Raw genomic sequence first — 13,959 nt, forward strand, 5'->3', positions numbered from 1 at the left:
ACAGCGGGGCATTACGGTGGAGCATGGACGGGTCTTTCAGTCGTGACGGACGAGTTAGTGGTACTTCTCATCCTGCCGCCGAAAGACCCGTCCCCTCACCTCAGGCCCTCACCCGCGTCACCAACGTCACGACCCGCAAGAACTAGCCCTTCAGCGGGAACGCGTCCGCCATCGCGGCGGCCAGTTCCAGCAGTGCCAGCCGGGTCGCCGGCTGCAGGCGCTCGAGTTCGATCTCGGCGCCTTCTTCGAGGTGCGGGTCGAACGGGATCCGGCACACCGACCGCGCCCGCGCCCCGAAGTGCGCGGCGAGCTTGTCGAGGTCCACCGAGCCCGCCTTCGGGCGCACCGAGTTGATCGCCACGATGGACCGTTTCACCAGGTCCCCGTAGCCGTGCGCCTCCAGCCAGTCGATCGTCGCCGAGGCGCTCGTGGCGCCGTCCACCGAGCCCGTCGACACCACGACCAGTGCGTCCGCCGAGTCCAGCACGCCCTTCATCGCGGAGTGCATCAAGCCCGTGCCGCAGTCGGTCAGCACGATGTTGTAGTAGTGCTCCAGCAGGCTCACGACCCGCAGGTAGTCGGTCTCGGAGAACGCCTCCGACACCGCCGGGTCCTGCTCGCTCGCGAGGATCTCCAGCCGCGATTCACCCTGCGACGTGTACGCCCGCACGTCGCTGTACCGGGTGATCTTGTCGGCGTCCCGCAGCAGGTGCCGCACGGTCGCGGTGGTCTCGATCGGGATCTTCTGCGACAGCGTGCCGCGGTCCGGGTTGGCGTCCACGGCGATCACGCGGTCCCCGCGCAGGGACGCGAACGTCGCGCCCAGCGTGGTGGTGATCGTGGTCTTGCCGACGCCGCCCTTGAGGCTCATCATCGCGATCCGGAAGCAGCCCCGCAGCGGCTGGTTGACGCGCGCCACCAGCTCCCGCTGCCGCCGCTCCGCCGGGCTCTCCCCCGGGTTGATCAGCTTCCCGCTGCCGACGTACACCGCCTTGCGCCAGCCGGACCGGGGCGGGCGCTTGGGCGGCCGCACGACGTGACTGGACATCTCCGGCCGGGGCCGGGACGGCTGGGGCAGCGGCGGATACGGCGAGTTCGGCTGCAGGGGCGGCAGGTTCGGGTCGTAGCCCGGCGGGAACGGCGGCAGCTGCGGCTGCCGTCCCGGATGGGCCGTGGAGTCCGTGCGCTCCTCGGAGAACTCGCGAGGATCCGTCATCAGCCGACCCCGGCGTAGGAATGCAAGCCCGTCGTGACCAGGTTGACGAAGAACAGGTTGAACACGGTGACCGCGAAGCCCAGCGTGTTGATCACCGCCGCGCGGGTGCCGCGCCAGCCGGCCGTGGCCCGCGAGTGCAGGTACGCGGCGTAGACCACCCAGGCGACGAACGCGGTGGTCTCCTTGGGGTCCCAGCCCCAGAACCGACCCCACGCCGACTCGGCCCAGACCGCCCCGCACAGCACGCCGAAGGTGAACAGCGGGAACGCGAACACCGTGGTGCGGTACGCGACGCGGTCCAGCACGTCCGCGGCGGGCAGCTTCGGGCCGAACCGCGCGAAGCGGCGCGGGTTGCGGTCGTAGGCGTTGCGGACCAGGTAGAGGACGCTCGCCACGCCCGGCACCAGGAAGATGCCCGACGACGTCGCCGCGGCGGACACGTGGATGACGAGCCAGTACGACTGCAGCGCGGGCACCACCGGGGCCGCGACGGTGTACAGCATCGTGCCGCCGATGAACATCAGGATCACGATCGGCAGCAGCATGAAGCCGGACAGGTGGCGCACCGGGAACTTGCGGATCGCCCACAGCCACGTCACCACGGCGATGAACGTCACCGCCATGATGTATTCGTACATGTTGCCCCACGGCACGCGGTGCGTCGCGAGGCCGCGCAGGAGCAGGGCGGCGAAGTGCAGCAGCACGCCCAGCACGGTCAGCGAGGCACCCATCCGGCCGATCCGCTCGGCGCGGCCGCGGGGCGCGGGCGGCTCGGGCACGTCGGCGGTCGTCCCGGAGACCGGGGCGCCGGCGCCGACGAGCTGCCGGGTCTTGGTGCGCTCGGCCGCGCGGCGGCCCTTGGCGCCGAAGGACTGTTCGATGAGGAAGAAGACCAGCGCCAGGACGTAGATCGCGGTCGCGGTGGTGTAGGACCAGTCGCTGTACTGGGACAACGTCTCGTTGACAGGCACTTCTACTTCCTCTTTCCGCCAGTGAGCAGCTCATCCGCTAGCCGGGTGAACTCCTCGCCGTAGCCCGCCTGGTCGGTGCGGGCGAGTCCGCCCACCTGGACAACGGTACCGTTTCCGTCCCCATCCGCAGGCCGGACCCGCAGCCACACCCGCCGCCGCTTGACCAGCAGCGAACCACCCAGGCCGAGCAGCATCGCGACCGCGAAGACCAGCACGTACACCTGCGTCGGGTCGTGGGAGACCTGCAGCGCGACCCACTGCTGGACCCCGTCGAAGCTGATCTTCGTACCGTCGTCGAGGGTGATCGACTGCCCGACGGCGAGGTTCTGGCGGGCGACCCGCTGGAGCCTGCCGTCGTCGATCATGGACTGGTCGACGCTGAAGATCGACTGGGTCTGCCCGGAGTCGAGGCCGAGGTCGCCCCGCAGGACGTCGACCGCCACCATCGGGTTGTTCAGCACGGGCGCGGTCGAGGTGAGCACCCCGCCGTGGACGAAGGACGTCGGCGCGAAGACGCCGGTGATCGCGAGCTGCCGCTTCCGGCGCTCCGCCGCGTCGGTGACGCCGGGCGGGTCGAACTTGACCGCACCCTGGGACAGGAACGTCTTGGTGTCCTCGGGCACCCACTGGATCGCCTGCTTGCGCACCTCGCCGTCCGGGTAGGTGACGGTGAACTGCGGCGAGTACCCGTGGTTGAGCAGGTAGACGCGGTCACCCGCGGTGCGCAGCGGCGAGTTGACCTCCAGCAGGTACGGCCGCCAGGTGCCGGTCGTGAGGTCGCCGCCCGACTGGTACTCGATGTTCGACGAGTAGTGGATCGGCTCGCCCGACTCGGTGTACTGCGCGGTGAAGTCGTTCACCTTGATGCAGAACGGTTCCAGGTCGGTGCCGTCGACCCGCAGGCCGGGGTTGAACGAGTCGTAGGCGTAGATGCCGGAGTTGCAGAACTGCGAGTCCGTGCCGCCGGTCGCCTGGACGATCACCTGGCCTTCGTAGGTGTACATCTTGCCCAGCGCCAGCGCGACGATCAGCCCGAGCATCGCGAAGTGGAAGACCAGGTTGCCGGTCTCCCGCAGGTACCCGCGCTCGGCGCTGATGCTGCGGGCGCCGTCGGCCTCCTCGCGCTCGTCGGTGCGCCAGCCGCGGAACCGCGTCCGCGCCCCGGCCAGCACGTCGTCGATCGAGCGCTCGACGGTGGCCTCGCGGAAGTGCGGCATGCGCGCGAGGTTCCGCGGCGTCAGCACCGGCTTCGCGCGCATCTGCTTCACGTACTCGAAGCTGCGGGGCGTCAGGCAGCCGACGAGCGACACCATGAGCAGCAGGTAGATCGCCGAGAACCAGACGCTGGAGTAGACGTCGAAGAACTGGAGCCGGTCCAGCAGGGTGCCCCACCAGCCGTGGGCGGTGATGTACTGGCTGGTCTTGGTCGGGTTGAGCGAGCGCTGCGGCAACAACGCGCCCGGCATGGCGGCCAGCGCGAGCAGGAACAGCAGGATCAGCGCGGTGCGCATCGCGGTCAGGCCGCGCCAGGTGTTGCGCAGGAAGCCCAGCACCCGCTTCGCGGGCGTCGGGCGGTACTGCGGCGTCGGCCGGGCCTCGGTGGCGGTCACAGCGGAAGCACCGTGTCCGTGACGAAGGCGTCGCGCAGCCAGCTCACCAGCTCACCCCACAGCCCGGTGACCAGCAGGACCCCGACGACCAGCAGCAGCCCGCCGCCGAACAGCTGCACGCGGCGGCCATTGCGGCGCAGCCAGTCCGTGGCGCGGACGGCCCACCGGGCGCCGAACGCGATCAGCAGGAACGGCAGGCCGAGGCCGAGGCAGTAGACGAGGACCAGCAGGAACCCGCGTGCGCCCGTGCTGCCGCTCGCGGTCGCGATGGCGAGCACGCCGGACAGCGTCGGGCCGATGCACGGCGTCCAGCCCAGGCCGAACACCGCACCCAGCAGCGGCGCCCCGAGCAGGCCGCCGCGCGGGACCCGGTGCGAGCGGATGTCCTTCTGCAGCGCGGGGATCAGGCCCAGGAACACCAGGCCCATGGCGATCGTCACGACGCCGCCGATCCGCTGCAGCAGCTCCTGGTTGCCGAGCACCGCGTCGGCCAGCCAGACCAGCGTGCCGAGCCCGGCGACGAACACAACGGTGAACCCGAGGACGAACAACGCGGCCGCGCCGACGACGGCGTACCGGCCCTTCTTGCGCTCCTCGTCCGCGGTGACGGCGGGTGCGTCCGCGCCGACGAGCGCGGCGAGGTATGCGAGGTACCCGGGCACGAGCGGGACGACGCACGGCGAGGCGAACGAGATCGCGCCGGCGACGAGGGCGACTCCGGCGGCGAGGAGCAGCGGCCCGGAGGTCGCCAGCTCGGTCACGGAGTTCACCCTGCTGAGAGTAAGCAGTGAGTTCGGTGTGAACTCTTCGGGGCCGGGCTACTCCGCGGCCAGCTGCTGCACGAGGGGCTGGAGGTCGCTCGCGAGCAGAGTGCGCAGGTAGACGGCGGCGACGCGCTGTTGCTTGTCGATCACGATGGTCGACGGCACGGCGTTCAGCGGGTAGCCGGACAGCTTCAGCAGCCCGCGCCCGGCCGGATCGTAGAGCGACGGGTACGTCAGGCCGCGGTCACGCATGAAGTCCTGCGGCGCGGAGCGGTCGTAGTCGCGCACGTCGTAGCCCAGCACCTGCACGCCCTTGGCCTGGTTGGCCTGGTAGAGCTTCTCCATCTCGGGCGACTCCGTGCGGCACGGCGCGCACCACTGGCCCCAGATGTTGACCACCACGACCTTGCCGGTGAAGTCGGCGAGCGAGAGCTGCTTGCCCTCGTTCATCAGGTCGTCGCCGGAGAGGTTCGGCACGTGCTTGCGGTCGCCGACGTCGTAGACGATGTCCGTCTTGCCACCGGGAGCGACGAACTCGAACGTGTCGCCCTGGGACACCGCGTCCTTGCCCGTGGAGCAACCGGCCAGCAGCGCGAGCGTGAGCAATCCCACGAACAGCCGTTTCATGCGCCGGTGACCTTCGGGTCGGTGGCGCCGGCCGGTTCGCTGTACACGATGTCCACCAGCTCTTCACCGTCGAAGACGAGGCTGGTCAGCGACGCGAGAGAGCACTGGCGGCGACGCGGGTCGTGCCACAGCGGCTTCGCTTCGAGGTACCGGCGGAGCGTCCAGATCGGCAGCTGGTGTGAGACGCACAACGCCTCGTGCCCCTCCGCCGCCGCGCGGGCCCGGTACACCGCGCCGAGCATCCGGCGCGCGATGTGCAGGTACGGCTCGCCCCAGGACGGGACGAACGGGTTGCGCAGGATCGGCCAGTGCCGCGGGTTGCGCAGGGCCCCGTCACCGACGGCGACCCGCTTGCCCTCGAACTGGTTCCCGGCCTCGATGAGCCGCTCGTCGGTGTGCACGTCCAGCCGGTGCGCGGCGGCGATGGGCGCGCCGGTCTCCTGCGCACGCTGCAGCGGCGACGCGACGACGTGCGTGATGTCGTGGCCTGCCAAGGCTTCCGCGACCGTGAGCGCCTGCCGCTGCCCGCGCTCGGACAACCGGAACCCGGGCAGGCGGCCGTACAGGATGTTGTCCGGGTTGTGCACTTCGCCGTGCCGGAGCAGGTGGACGACGGTCGTCACCGGCCCGCCTCCGCCGCCGCGGCGGCTGCGGCGGGCAGCGCGGCTTCGATGACCTCGAACGCGGCGTCGTCCATCGCCGCGTTCACGAACCACGCCTCGTACGGGCTCGGCGGTCCGTACACGCCGCGTTCGAGCAGGGCGTGGAAGAACGGCGGGAAACGCCAGGTCTCGGCGCTGGTCGCATCGTGGTAGTTGCGCACCGGTTCCTCGGTGAAGAACACACTGAGCAGGTTTCCCGCGTACGCGACGTGATGCGCGACCCCCGCCGCGTTGAGCGCTTCGGTGAACAGGGCGCCCAGGCGCTGCGAGTTCGCGTCGAGGGCGCGGTACACGTCGTCGTCCGCCGCACGCAGCGTCGCCAGGCCCGCCGCGACCGCGACGGGGTTCCCGGAGAGCGTGCCGGCCTGGTAGACGGGGCCGCCGGGGGCGAGCTTGCTCATCACGTCCGAGCGGCCACCGAACGCCGCCGCGGGCAGCCCGCCGGACATGACCTTGCCGAAGGTGTACAGGTCACCGGGCACGGCCTCCAGGCCGAACCAGCCGGAGCGCGAGACGCGGAAGCCGGTCATGACCTCGTCCATGATCAGCAGCGCGCCGTGGGCGTGGGCGAGTTCGAGCAGGCCCGCGTTGAAGTCGTCGACCGGGGCGACCGCGCCCATGTTGCCCGCCGCGGCCTCGGTGATGATCGCCGCGATCTCGCCGGGGTTGTCCTCGAAGGACTTCCGCACGGCGCCGAGGTCGTTGTAGGGCAGGACGATCGTGTCGGCGGCCTGCGCGCCGGTGACGCCGGGGGACGTCGGCAGGCCCAGCGTCGCGACGCCCGACCCGGCCTGCGCGAGCAGCGCGTCCACGTGCCCGTGGTAGCAGCCGGCGAACTTGATGATCTTGCTGCGCCCGGTGAAGCCCCTGGCGAGCCGGATGGCGCTCATCGTCGCCTCGGTGCCCGAGTTGACGAGCCGCACCTGGTGCACCGGGTCGACGCGGGAGATGATCTCCTCCGCGAGCTCGACCTCACCGGTGGTCGGGGTGCCGAAGGACAGGCCACCGGTCGCGGCCTTCCGCGCGGCCTCCACGACCGCGGGGTGCGCGTGGCCGAGGATCATCGGCCCCCACGAGGACACGAGGTCGACGTAGCGGTTCCCGTCGACGTCCCACAGGTACGCGCCCTCGCCCTTGACCATGAACCGCGGCGTGCCGCCGACCGAGTTGAACGCGCGCACCGGCGAGTTCACGCCACCCGGTGTCGCGGCCGATGCGCGTGCGAACCATGCCTTGGACTGATCGACTCCGTGCGTCACGACTGCCAGTCTCACACCTCGTCGAGCGTGCCCGCGAACCGCCCTTCGGGCTTCGGTTCGCGGTGCTTGGCGCGGGTGGCGAGCAGCACCTCGCGGACGGCGTCGACGAGCAGCAGCGCGGCGACGAGGCCGAGGCCGATCGCACCCGCCACCCAGCTGCCGAGCAGGCGGGTCGAGGTGAGGACCACACCGTCGGACAGGTGCACCGTGAGCGTCTTCACGCCGTGGTGCCACACGGGGAAGGCCGCCCAGACGGCGACGGCAGCCAGCACCACCTCGACCACCGCGACCAGGGCCCGCCGCGGCTGGTGCAGCTTCGGCTGAGTGTTCACGGGAGCCAGACTCTCACGCCCGGCCGAGCGCGGCACGCAGTGCTCGCGCGTCCCGCGCCCAGGCGAGGACGACGGTGCCGTCGGTGAGGCGGATGGGCAGCTCGTCGTACTTGCGCGGGGTGCTCCAGCCGCCGCCCAGCACGCGCGCCCCGGCCGGGGCGCCGACGTCGTCGACCTCGGCGATGTCGGCCAGTGGCAGGGATTCGCGCCCCTGCCAGAGCTCGGTGTCGGTGACCTTGACGGTGAGGAAGCGGCGGCGCGCGTGCACCCAGGGCGCGGTGATCACGGCGAGCCCCAGCCCGACGAGCACCCACGCGATCGCGTGCGTCGTGCCGGTGGCGAGTTCGGCGAGGTACCCCAGCAGGGCGAACAGGGGACCGTAGAGCAGGGCCGTCCACCTCGCCCCGTGTTCGACGTACCGCGGCTCGCTCACGGGGCCCTGCGGTTGACCTTCGGGAAGTACGGGTTGGACTGCGGCAGGTACATCAGGAGGAGCGCGATGAGGCCGAGGAGCGTCGCGAGCAGCGTGATGACGTTCGCGAACGGCTGGACCAGCTGGAAGACGACGGTGACCGCCATCAGGACGGTGAGCACCGTGCGCGCGGAGCGGGTCCCCTGCCGGGCCTTGTACGCGAAGAGCGTGTAGAGGACCGCGAAGGAGATCGCGCCGACCAGCAGCACGGCGAGGAGCACCGTGGTGCCGGAGCGGATCTGCTCGGCGCTCACGGCGGGGTTCCGGTTCGCCTTGACGATGTCGTCCATGAACCTGCCGCGGGCGAAGAAGATCACCGCGTACCCGATGACGAACACGACCGCGGACGAGACCCACAGCCAGAACGACGCCTTGACCGGCTTCGGCGGGTCCACGGGCACGGGCTCGTCGCCGGGCAGCAGGGGCGCGGGTGGCAGCCCCTTGGCCCGGCGCTCGTCGTCCGATTCGGTCACGCGGACAGACTAGTCCAGCCAGGCGGCGGCTTCGGTGGCCCAGTACGTGAGGATCATGTCGGCACCGGCGCGGCGGATCGACGTGAGCACCTCGAGGATCGTGCGCTCGCGGTCGAGCCAGCCGTTCGCCGCGGCCGCCTCGACCATCGCGTACTCGCCGGAGATGTTGTAGGCCGCGACCGGCACGGGCGAGCCCTCGGCGGCCGCGCGCAGGATGTCGAGGTACGACAGCGCCGGCTTGATCATGACGGCGTCCGCGCCCTCGGCGACGTCCAGCTCGATCTCGCGCAGCGCTTCGCGGGCGTTGCCCGGGTCCTGCTGGTAGGTCTTGCGGTCACCCTTGAGCTGCGAGTCGACGGCCTCGCGGAAGGGGCCGTAGAAGGCGCTGGCGTACTTGGCCGAGTAGGCGAGGATGCCGGTGTTGGTGAGGCCGGCGTCGTCCAGGGCCTGGCGGATCACGCCGACCTGGCCGTCCATCATCCCGCTGGGCCCGAGCATGTGCGCACCGGCCTGGGCCTGCGCGACGCCCATCTCCGCGTACAACTTGAGGGTGGCGTCGTTGTCGACGTTGCCGTCGGCGTCGAGCACGCCGCAGTGACCGTGGTCGGTGAACTCGTCGAGGCACGTGTCGGCCATCAGGACGGTGTCGTCGCCGAGCTCGCTGCGCAGGTCCCGCAGCGCGACGTTGAGGATGCCGTTCTCGTCGATGGCCCCGGAGCCGACGGCATCCCGGGTGGCGGGGATGCCGAAGAGCATCAGGCCGCCGACCCCGGCCCGCACCGCGTCGACGGCGGCCTTGCGCAGCGTGTCACGCGTGTGCTGCACGACGCCCGGCATGCTCGCGATGGGCCGCGGCTGGTCAATCCCCTCGGCGACGAAGAGCGGCAGGATCAACTGGCGCGGCCGGAGCGTGGTCTCACTGACGAGCCGCCGCATGGCGGGAGTGGTACGCAACCGGCGGGGACGATGCTCGGGAAACACGGTTACGACGGTACTCCGGGGTGGTTGATGACCGCTCAGCCGACCGCAATGGCTGCCGCTGCTGCGTGAGTCGCCTCGCCATTCGTCCAACAGTCCCGACGGCGATACTTCCTCGGCTTCGAGTTTCACTGTATGGTTTTTCTATTTCAAGTATCGCCGCAGCGAGCTGGAGACTTCATGATCGTGCGAGAAGTAGTCAACCCTCCTGCCGCACCGACGAGGGGCACCTCCGTGAGCCCGGTCCGGTTCGAACACCGCGACTTGGCCCTGGGGATAGGCACACCCACTCCCCGCCTGTCTTGGCAGGTGACGACCGATGACCCGGCTTGGTCACAGACCGCGTACGAGATCGAAGCCGAAGGCAAGAGCGTTCGAGTTGAGTCGGACGAGCAGATCCTCGTCCCTTGGCCGTTCGAACCACTGCGGTCGCGTGAGCGGGTAGCCGTGCGGGTTCGCGTAGCGTCGGGCGAAAAGTGGTCGACGTGGAGCGAGCCCGCAACCGTCGAGGTGGCGCTGCTGAAGCCGGAGGACTGGACGGCACGCTTCATCTCGCCGGTCGGCATCGGCCGCTGGGAGGACCCTGCCCCAATCCTCGCGCAGACATTCTCATTGCGCTCGGACGTCACTAACGCGCGTTTGTATATAACCGCCCATGGCCTCTACCACGCGACGATCAACGGCATGCCGGCAGGCGACGAACTCCTCGCGCCCGGCTGGACCGCCTATCAACATCGCCTGCAGTATCAAACCTATGATGTGACCCATCTCCTGCATGAGGGCCAGAACGAACTCGACGTTCTGCTCGGTAACGGTTGGTACCGCGGGCGAATCAGCTGGCGTGCCGTCTACGGCGACCGTCTGGCCCTACTCGCTCAACTCGAGGTGACCTATTCGGACGGCTCGAAGGAGAGCTTCTCGACCGGTCACGATTGGTCGGCGCGCAACAGCAACGTCCTCGCGAACGATCTGTACGACGGTCAGCGAATGGATCTGCGCAAGCGCTCGGAAGATGCCCACCCCGTCGAGGTCCTGGAAGAAGATCTCGGACGTCTGGTCGCTCCCGAGGGACCTCCAGTCCGGGCGACCGAATACCTTCCCGCGAGGCGCGTCTGGCGGTCACCCTCCGGCAAGACACTGGTCGACTTCGGACAGAACATCGCCGGCTGGGTACGGATCAGCGTGGACGGCGTGGAAGGGCAGCAGGTTACGGTCCGGCACGCCGAAATACTGGAACACGGCGAACTGGCTACACGGTTCCTCGTCACAGCGGAAGCCACGGACACCTACATACTTCCAGACGGTATCTCACACTTGGAACCGAACTTTACCTACCATGGTTTCCGTTACGCGGAAATCACCGGAATCGACGATCTCTCCATCGAAGACGTTCAAGCTGTGGTCGTCGGATCAGATCTTCGCCGCACGGGGTGGTTCGAGTGCTCGGATCCCGACTTGACCAAGTTCCACGAGAACGTGGTCTGGTCGGCCCGGAGCAACCTGCTTCATGTTCCCACCGACTGCGCCCATCGCAGTGAGCGACTCGGGTGGACCGGAGACATACAAATCTTCTCACCCGCCGCCGCCTCGATTCTCGATGTTGCGGGGTTTCTCTCGTCCTGGTTGACCGATCTAGCCGCCGAGCAGTATCCAGACGGTCTCGTTCCCTACATCGTCCCCGATGTTGGCGGAGTCACCGTGTCGGCGGCTGCCGGTTGGAGTGACGCGGCAACAATCATCCCCTGGGTGCTCTACCAGCGTTACGGCGACCTGGATGTTCTCCGACGACAGTATGAAAGCATGCGGTCTTGGGTGGACAGGGCAGCATCGCTGACCACAGACGGAGTGTGGGCCGGAGGATTTCAGTTCGGCGATTGGCTTGATCCGACTGCTCCTCCAGACGCCCCGTACGACGTCAGGGCCAACCCAGATGTCATCGCAACCGCCTACCTCATTCGGTCCGCCGACATCATGGCGGAAGCCGCACGATTGCTCGGACATGACGAAGACGTGACGAAATATTTGAAGCTGGCCGACGAAACCCGCACCGCGTTCGCACGTCATTACGTGACCCCGGCTGGACGAGTGTTATCGGATGTGCCAACGGTTTACGCACTCGCCCTCGAGTGGAAGCTGCTACCCACGGCGCACCAGCGAGAAAGGGCAGGCGCAAGGCTGGCCGACTTGGTCCGTTCCAGCGGATTCCGCATCTCCACCGGCTTCATCGGCACTCCGTTGATAACGGACGCTCTCTGCACAGCAGGCCGTCCCGATCTCGCCTACCGCTTGATGCTCGAAAAGGGTTGCCCCTCGTGGTTGTACCCTGTAACGATGGGAGCCACCGCGTCCTGGGAGCGGTGGGATGCGATTCGTCCCGACGGAAGTCTCAACCCCAACAAGTACACGTCATTCAATCTGTACGCACTGGGCGCGGTGACGGACTGGGTACATCGGACAGTCGCAGGTATCACGCCGACCGCACCGGGCTACCGGGAGTTCACCGTCAAACCAATCCCCCACCGGGACTTGACTAGCGCGAAGGCAGTGCGCCACACGCCCTTCGGCGAGATATCCGTATCTTGGAGCTGTAACAACGGGCGTTTTTACTTGCACGCAGTAGTGCCGGTTGGAAGCCGCGCTACGGTCGAGCTACCAGATGGTTCCCGGGCTTCAGTCGGTCACGGCAGCTACCGGTGGACTGTCCGGGTTCCGCCAGAGCCCCAACGCCCAGTTCGCACGATACGCGACGTGATCGACGATCCGGATCTGTGGGCCGACACGATCGCACGCTTCGCCGCAGAGGGTCTGGGAGACGATCCCGCGACTTTCGCCCGGCAGCTCACGCGCTATCTGGAATTCCCAGCAGAGGAGTTGATCTGGCGGATCAGGGAGGAAGCACATGCGGTGCCTGAGCCCAAAACTCCGCAAGCGAGGGTTTCGGCCAGAGTTCGTTCAAATCGCAACGTAGAGCCCATGATGGATTGATTCGACACCCAAACGAAAGGGGGCTCCCGGCACCAGGCCGGGAGCCCCCTTCCGTCACGACCTCACGAACGGCGCGTCCGCTTCGCCTTCCTCGGCGGCGGCAACGCACCCTCCGCCCGCAGCTTCGCCGCGTGGGCGGCCAGTGCGTCGACCAGGCTGGGGATGTCCGCCTTCTCCGGCTGGACGTCCACGCGCAGGCCGAACTCCACCGCCGTCTCCGCCGTCTTCGGGCCGATGCACGCCACGAGCGTCCGGGTGTGCGGCTTCCCCGCGATACCGACCAGGTTCCGGACCGTCGACGACGACGTGAAGCACACCGCGTCGAAACCGCCCGTCTTGATCATCTCGCGGGTCTCCGCGGGCGGCGGGGCGGCGCGCACCGTGCGGTAGGCCGTCACGTCGTCGACCTCCCAGCCGCGCTCCACCAGGCCCGCCGACAGTGTCTCCGTCGCGATGTCGGCCCGCGGCAGCAGCACCCGGTTCACCGGGTCCAGCACATCGTCGTACGGCGGGAACTCCGCCAGCAGACCCTCGCTGGACTGCTCGCCCTTCGGGATCAGCTCCGGGTTGATCCCGAACGCCCGCACGCGGTCGGCCGTGGCCTCACCGACGCAGGCGATCTTCACACCCGAGAACGCCCTGGCGTCCAGCCCGAACTCCTCGAACTTCTCCCACACCGCGCGCACCGCGTTCGCCGACGTGAACACGATCCACTGGTACCGGCCGTCCACGAGCCCCTTCACCGAGCGCTCCATCTGCGCCGGGCTCCGCGGCGGCTCCACCGAGATCGTGGGCACCTCGTGCGACGTGGCACCGTGCTGGCGGAGCCGCTCGGCCATCTCGCCGGCCTGCTCCTTCGTCCGCGGCACCAGCACCTTCCAGCCGTACAGCGCCCGCGACTCCCACCACGACAGCTTCGACCGCTGCCCCGCGACCTCACCGACGGTCACGACGAGCGGGCCGACCAGCTCACCGGCGTCCTGCGCCAGCGTGGCGAGCGTGCTGTCCAGCGTGCGCTGCGTGTTGATGGTGCCGTTCGACGTCACCGCGACGGGGGTCTGCGAGGGCAGCCCGTGCTCGACCAGCGCGCCCGCGGCCTCGGCCAGGTGGGCCGATGTCGCGTGCAGCACGATCGGGCCCGGCGTGCGCGCCAGCCCCGCCCAGTCGACCTCGCCGCGGACGTCGACCTCGGCGTGGCTGCCGCCCAGCGCGATCCCCGCGTACGCGGGCACCGCGACCCCGGGCGACACACCCGGCACGACCTCGAACACGGCGCTCGTCTTGGCCACCGCCTGCACCTCGGCCACACCGGCGGCCAGCGTCAGCGGGTCACCGGCGACGAGGCGCAGCACGAGCCGCCCCGCCTTCGCCTCTCCGGCGAGGTCCTTCGCCACCTCGGCGGGCTCCCCGACAGCGGGACGCACCTCGGCGTCCGCGCTGGCCGCGGCGAGCACACCGGCGGGCACGTCGGGGTCGGTCACCACGACCTCGGCCTTGGCCAGCAGTTCCTGGGCACGAACGGTCAGCAATCCGGCGTCGCCGGGGCCCGAGCCCACGAACGCGACGCGCCCAGCGGTGTTCCGCGCGGGGGTCATCAGCTTTCTTTCTCC

General features: G+C 69.2%; 13 protein-coding genes. 1 reads left to right on the top strand and 12 read right to left on the bottom strand.

Annotated elements, in window-relative coordinates; translation table 11 throughout:
* Positions 1-142 precede the first annotated feature (142 nt).
* From ABFX51_RS28910 to hemB, 11 genes are read right to left on the bottom strand one after another with little or no spacing between them, the layout of a single operon-like run.
* Positions 143-1,216 (bottom strand): MinD/ParA family ATP-binding protein, encoded by a 1,074-nt coding sequence (locus ABFX51_RS28910; RefSeq protein ID WP_091516301.1) that lies wholly within the window; start codon positions 1,214-1,216, stop codon positions 143-145.
* Positions 1,216-2,187, bottom strand: coding sequence for a c-type cytochrome biogenesis protein CcsB (gene ccsB, locus ABFX51_RS28915; RefSeq protein ID WP_091516299.1), 972 nt, complete (start codon positions 2,185-2,187; stop codon positions 1,216-1,218). The genes ABFX51_RS28910 and ccsB overlap by 1 nt, the downstream gene beginning before the upstream one ends.
* Positions 2,188-2,189: 2 nt before the next feature.
* Entirely contained in the window at positions 2,190-3,797 is a 1,608-nt protein-coding gene (resB, locus tag ABFX51_RS28920) for a cytochrome c biogenesis protein ResB (protein WP_091516296.1), read from the bottom strand.
* The gene (locus ABFX51_RS28925) at positions 3,794-4,567 is read right to left on the bottom strand and encodes a cytochrome c biogenesis CcdA family protein (protein ID WP_091516293.1); all 774 of its coding nucleotides are present in this window, start codon (positions 4,565-4,567) and stop codon (positions 3,794-3,796) included. The genes resB and ABFX51_RS28925 overlap by 4 nt, the downstream gene beginning before the upstream one ends.
* Before the next feature lie 48 nt (positions 4,568-4,615).
* Complete coding sequence (locus tag ABFX51_RS28930) at positions 4,616-5,188, bottom strand: TlpA disulfide reductase family protein (protein WP_091516292.1); 573 nt, start codon at positions 5,186-5,188, stop codon at positions 4,616-4,618.
* Entirely contained in the window at positions 5,185-5,811 is a 627-nt protein-coding gene (locus ABFX51_RS28935; protein ID WP_091516289.1) for a histidine phosphatase family protein, read from the bottom strand. Before ABFX51_RS28935 ends, ABFX51_RS28930 begins: the two co-directional genes overlap by 4 nt.
* On the bottom strand, positions 5,808-7,109 hold the full coding sequence (hemL, locus tag ABFX51_RS28940; RefSeq protein WP_346055545.1) for a glutamate-1-semialdehyde 2,1-aminomutase: 1,302 nt from the start codon (positions 7,107-7,109) through the stop codon (positions 5,808-5,810). Before hemL ends, ABFX51_RS28935 begins: the two co-directional genes overlap by 4 nt.
* Before the next feature lie 11 nt (positions 7,110-7,120).
* The gene (locus ABFX51_RS28945) at positions 7,121-7,441 is read right to left on the bottom strand and encodes a hypothetical protein (RefSeq protein WP_143250011.1); all 321 of its coding nucleotides are present in this window, start codon (positions 7,439-7,441) and stop codon (positions 7,121-7,123) included.
* 13 nt (positions 7,442-7,454) lie between these two features.
* Complete coding sequence (locus ABFX51_RS28950) at positions 7,455-7,874, bottom strand: DUF3093 family protein (protein WP_346055546.1); 420 nt, start codon at positions 7,872-7,874, stop codon at positions 7,455-7,457.
* Positions 7,871-8,386: a hypothetical protein gene (locus tag ABFX51_RS28955; protein ID WP_245783415.1), complete on the bottom strand. Its 516-nt coding sequence runs from the start codon at positions 8,384-8,386 to the stop codon at positions 7,871-7,873. The genes ABFX51_RS28950 and ABFX51_RS28955 overlap by 4 nt, the downstream gene beginning before the upstream one ends.
* Before the next feature lie 9 nt (positions 8,387-8,395).
* The gene (gene hemB / locus ABFX51_RS28960; RefSeq protein ID WP_091516281.1) at positions 8,396-9,367 is read right to left on the bottom strand and encodes a porphobilinogen synthase; all 972 of its coding nucleotides are present in this window, start codon (positions 9,365-9,367) and stop codon (positions 8,396-8,398) included.
* Positions 9,368-9,544: 177 nt separating this feature from the next.
* On the opposite strand from hemB, the gene ABFX51_RS28965 reads away from it, so the two are divergent.
* Positions 9,545-12,349, top strand: coding sequence for a family 78 glycoside hydrolase catalytic domain (locus ABFX51_RS28965; protein WP_487046923.1), 2,805 nt, complete (start codon positions 9,545-9,547; stop codon positions 12,347-12,349).
* Positions 12,350-12,411: 62 nt separating this feature from the next.
* Here ABFX51_RS28965 and ABFX51_RS28970 read toward each other — a convergent pair whose 3' ends face one another.
* Positions 12,412-13,944, bottom strand: a complete 1,533-nt coding sequence (locus ABFX51_RS28970) for a bifunctional uroporphyrinogen-III C-methyltransferase/uroporphyrinogen-III synthase (RefSeq protein ID WP_091516277.1) — start codon at positions 13,942-13,944, stop codon at positions 12,412-12,414.
* Positions 13,945-13,959: the final 15 nt, after the last annotated feature.

Origin of the sequence: Amycolatopsis dongchuanensis, from assembly GCF_039542405.1 — a bacterium.
Classification (GTDB): domain Bacteria; phylum Actinomycetota; class Actinomycetes; order Mycobacteriales; family Pseudonocardiaceae; genus Amycolatopsis_E; species Amycolatopsis_E sacchari.

Coding starts and splice junctions, on each gene's coding strand:
- ABFX51_RS28970 (WP_091516277.1), bottom strand. CDS start 13,944: ATGACCCCCGCGCGGAACACCGCTGGGCGCGTCGCGTTCGTGGGCTCG.
- ABFX51_RS28930 (WP_091516292.1), bottom strand. CDS start 5,188: ATGAAACGGCTGTTCGTGGGATTGCTCACGCTCGCGCTGCTGGCCGGT.
- ABFX51_RS28910 (WP_091516301.1), bottom strand. CDS start 1,216: ATGACGGATCCTCGCGAGTTCTCCGAGGAGCGCACGGACTCCACGGCC.
- ABFX51_RS28965 (WP_487046923.1), top strand. CDS start 9,545: ATGATCGTGCGAGAAGTAGTCAACCCTCCTGCCGCACCGACGAGGGGC.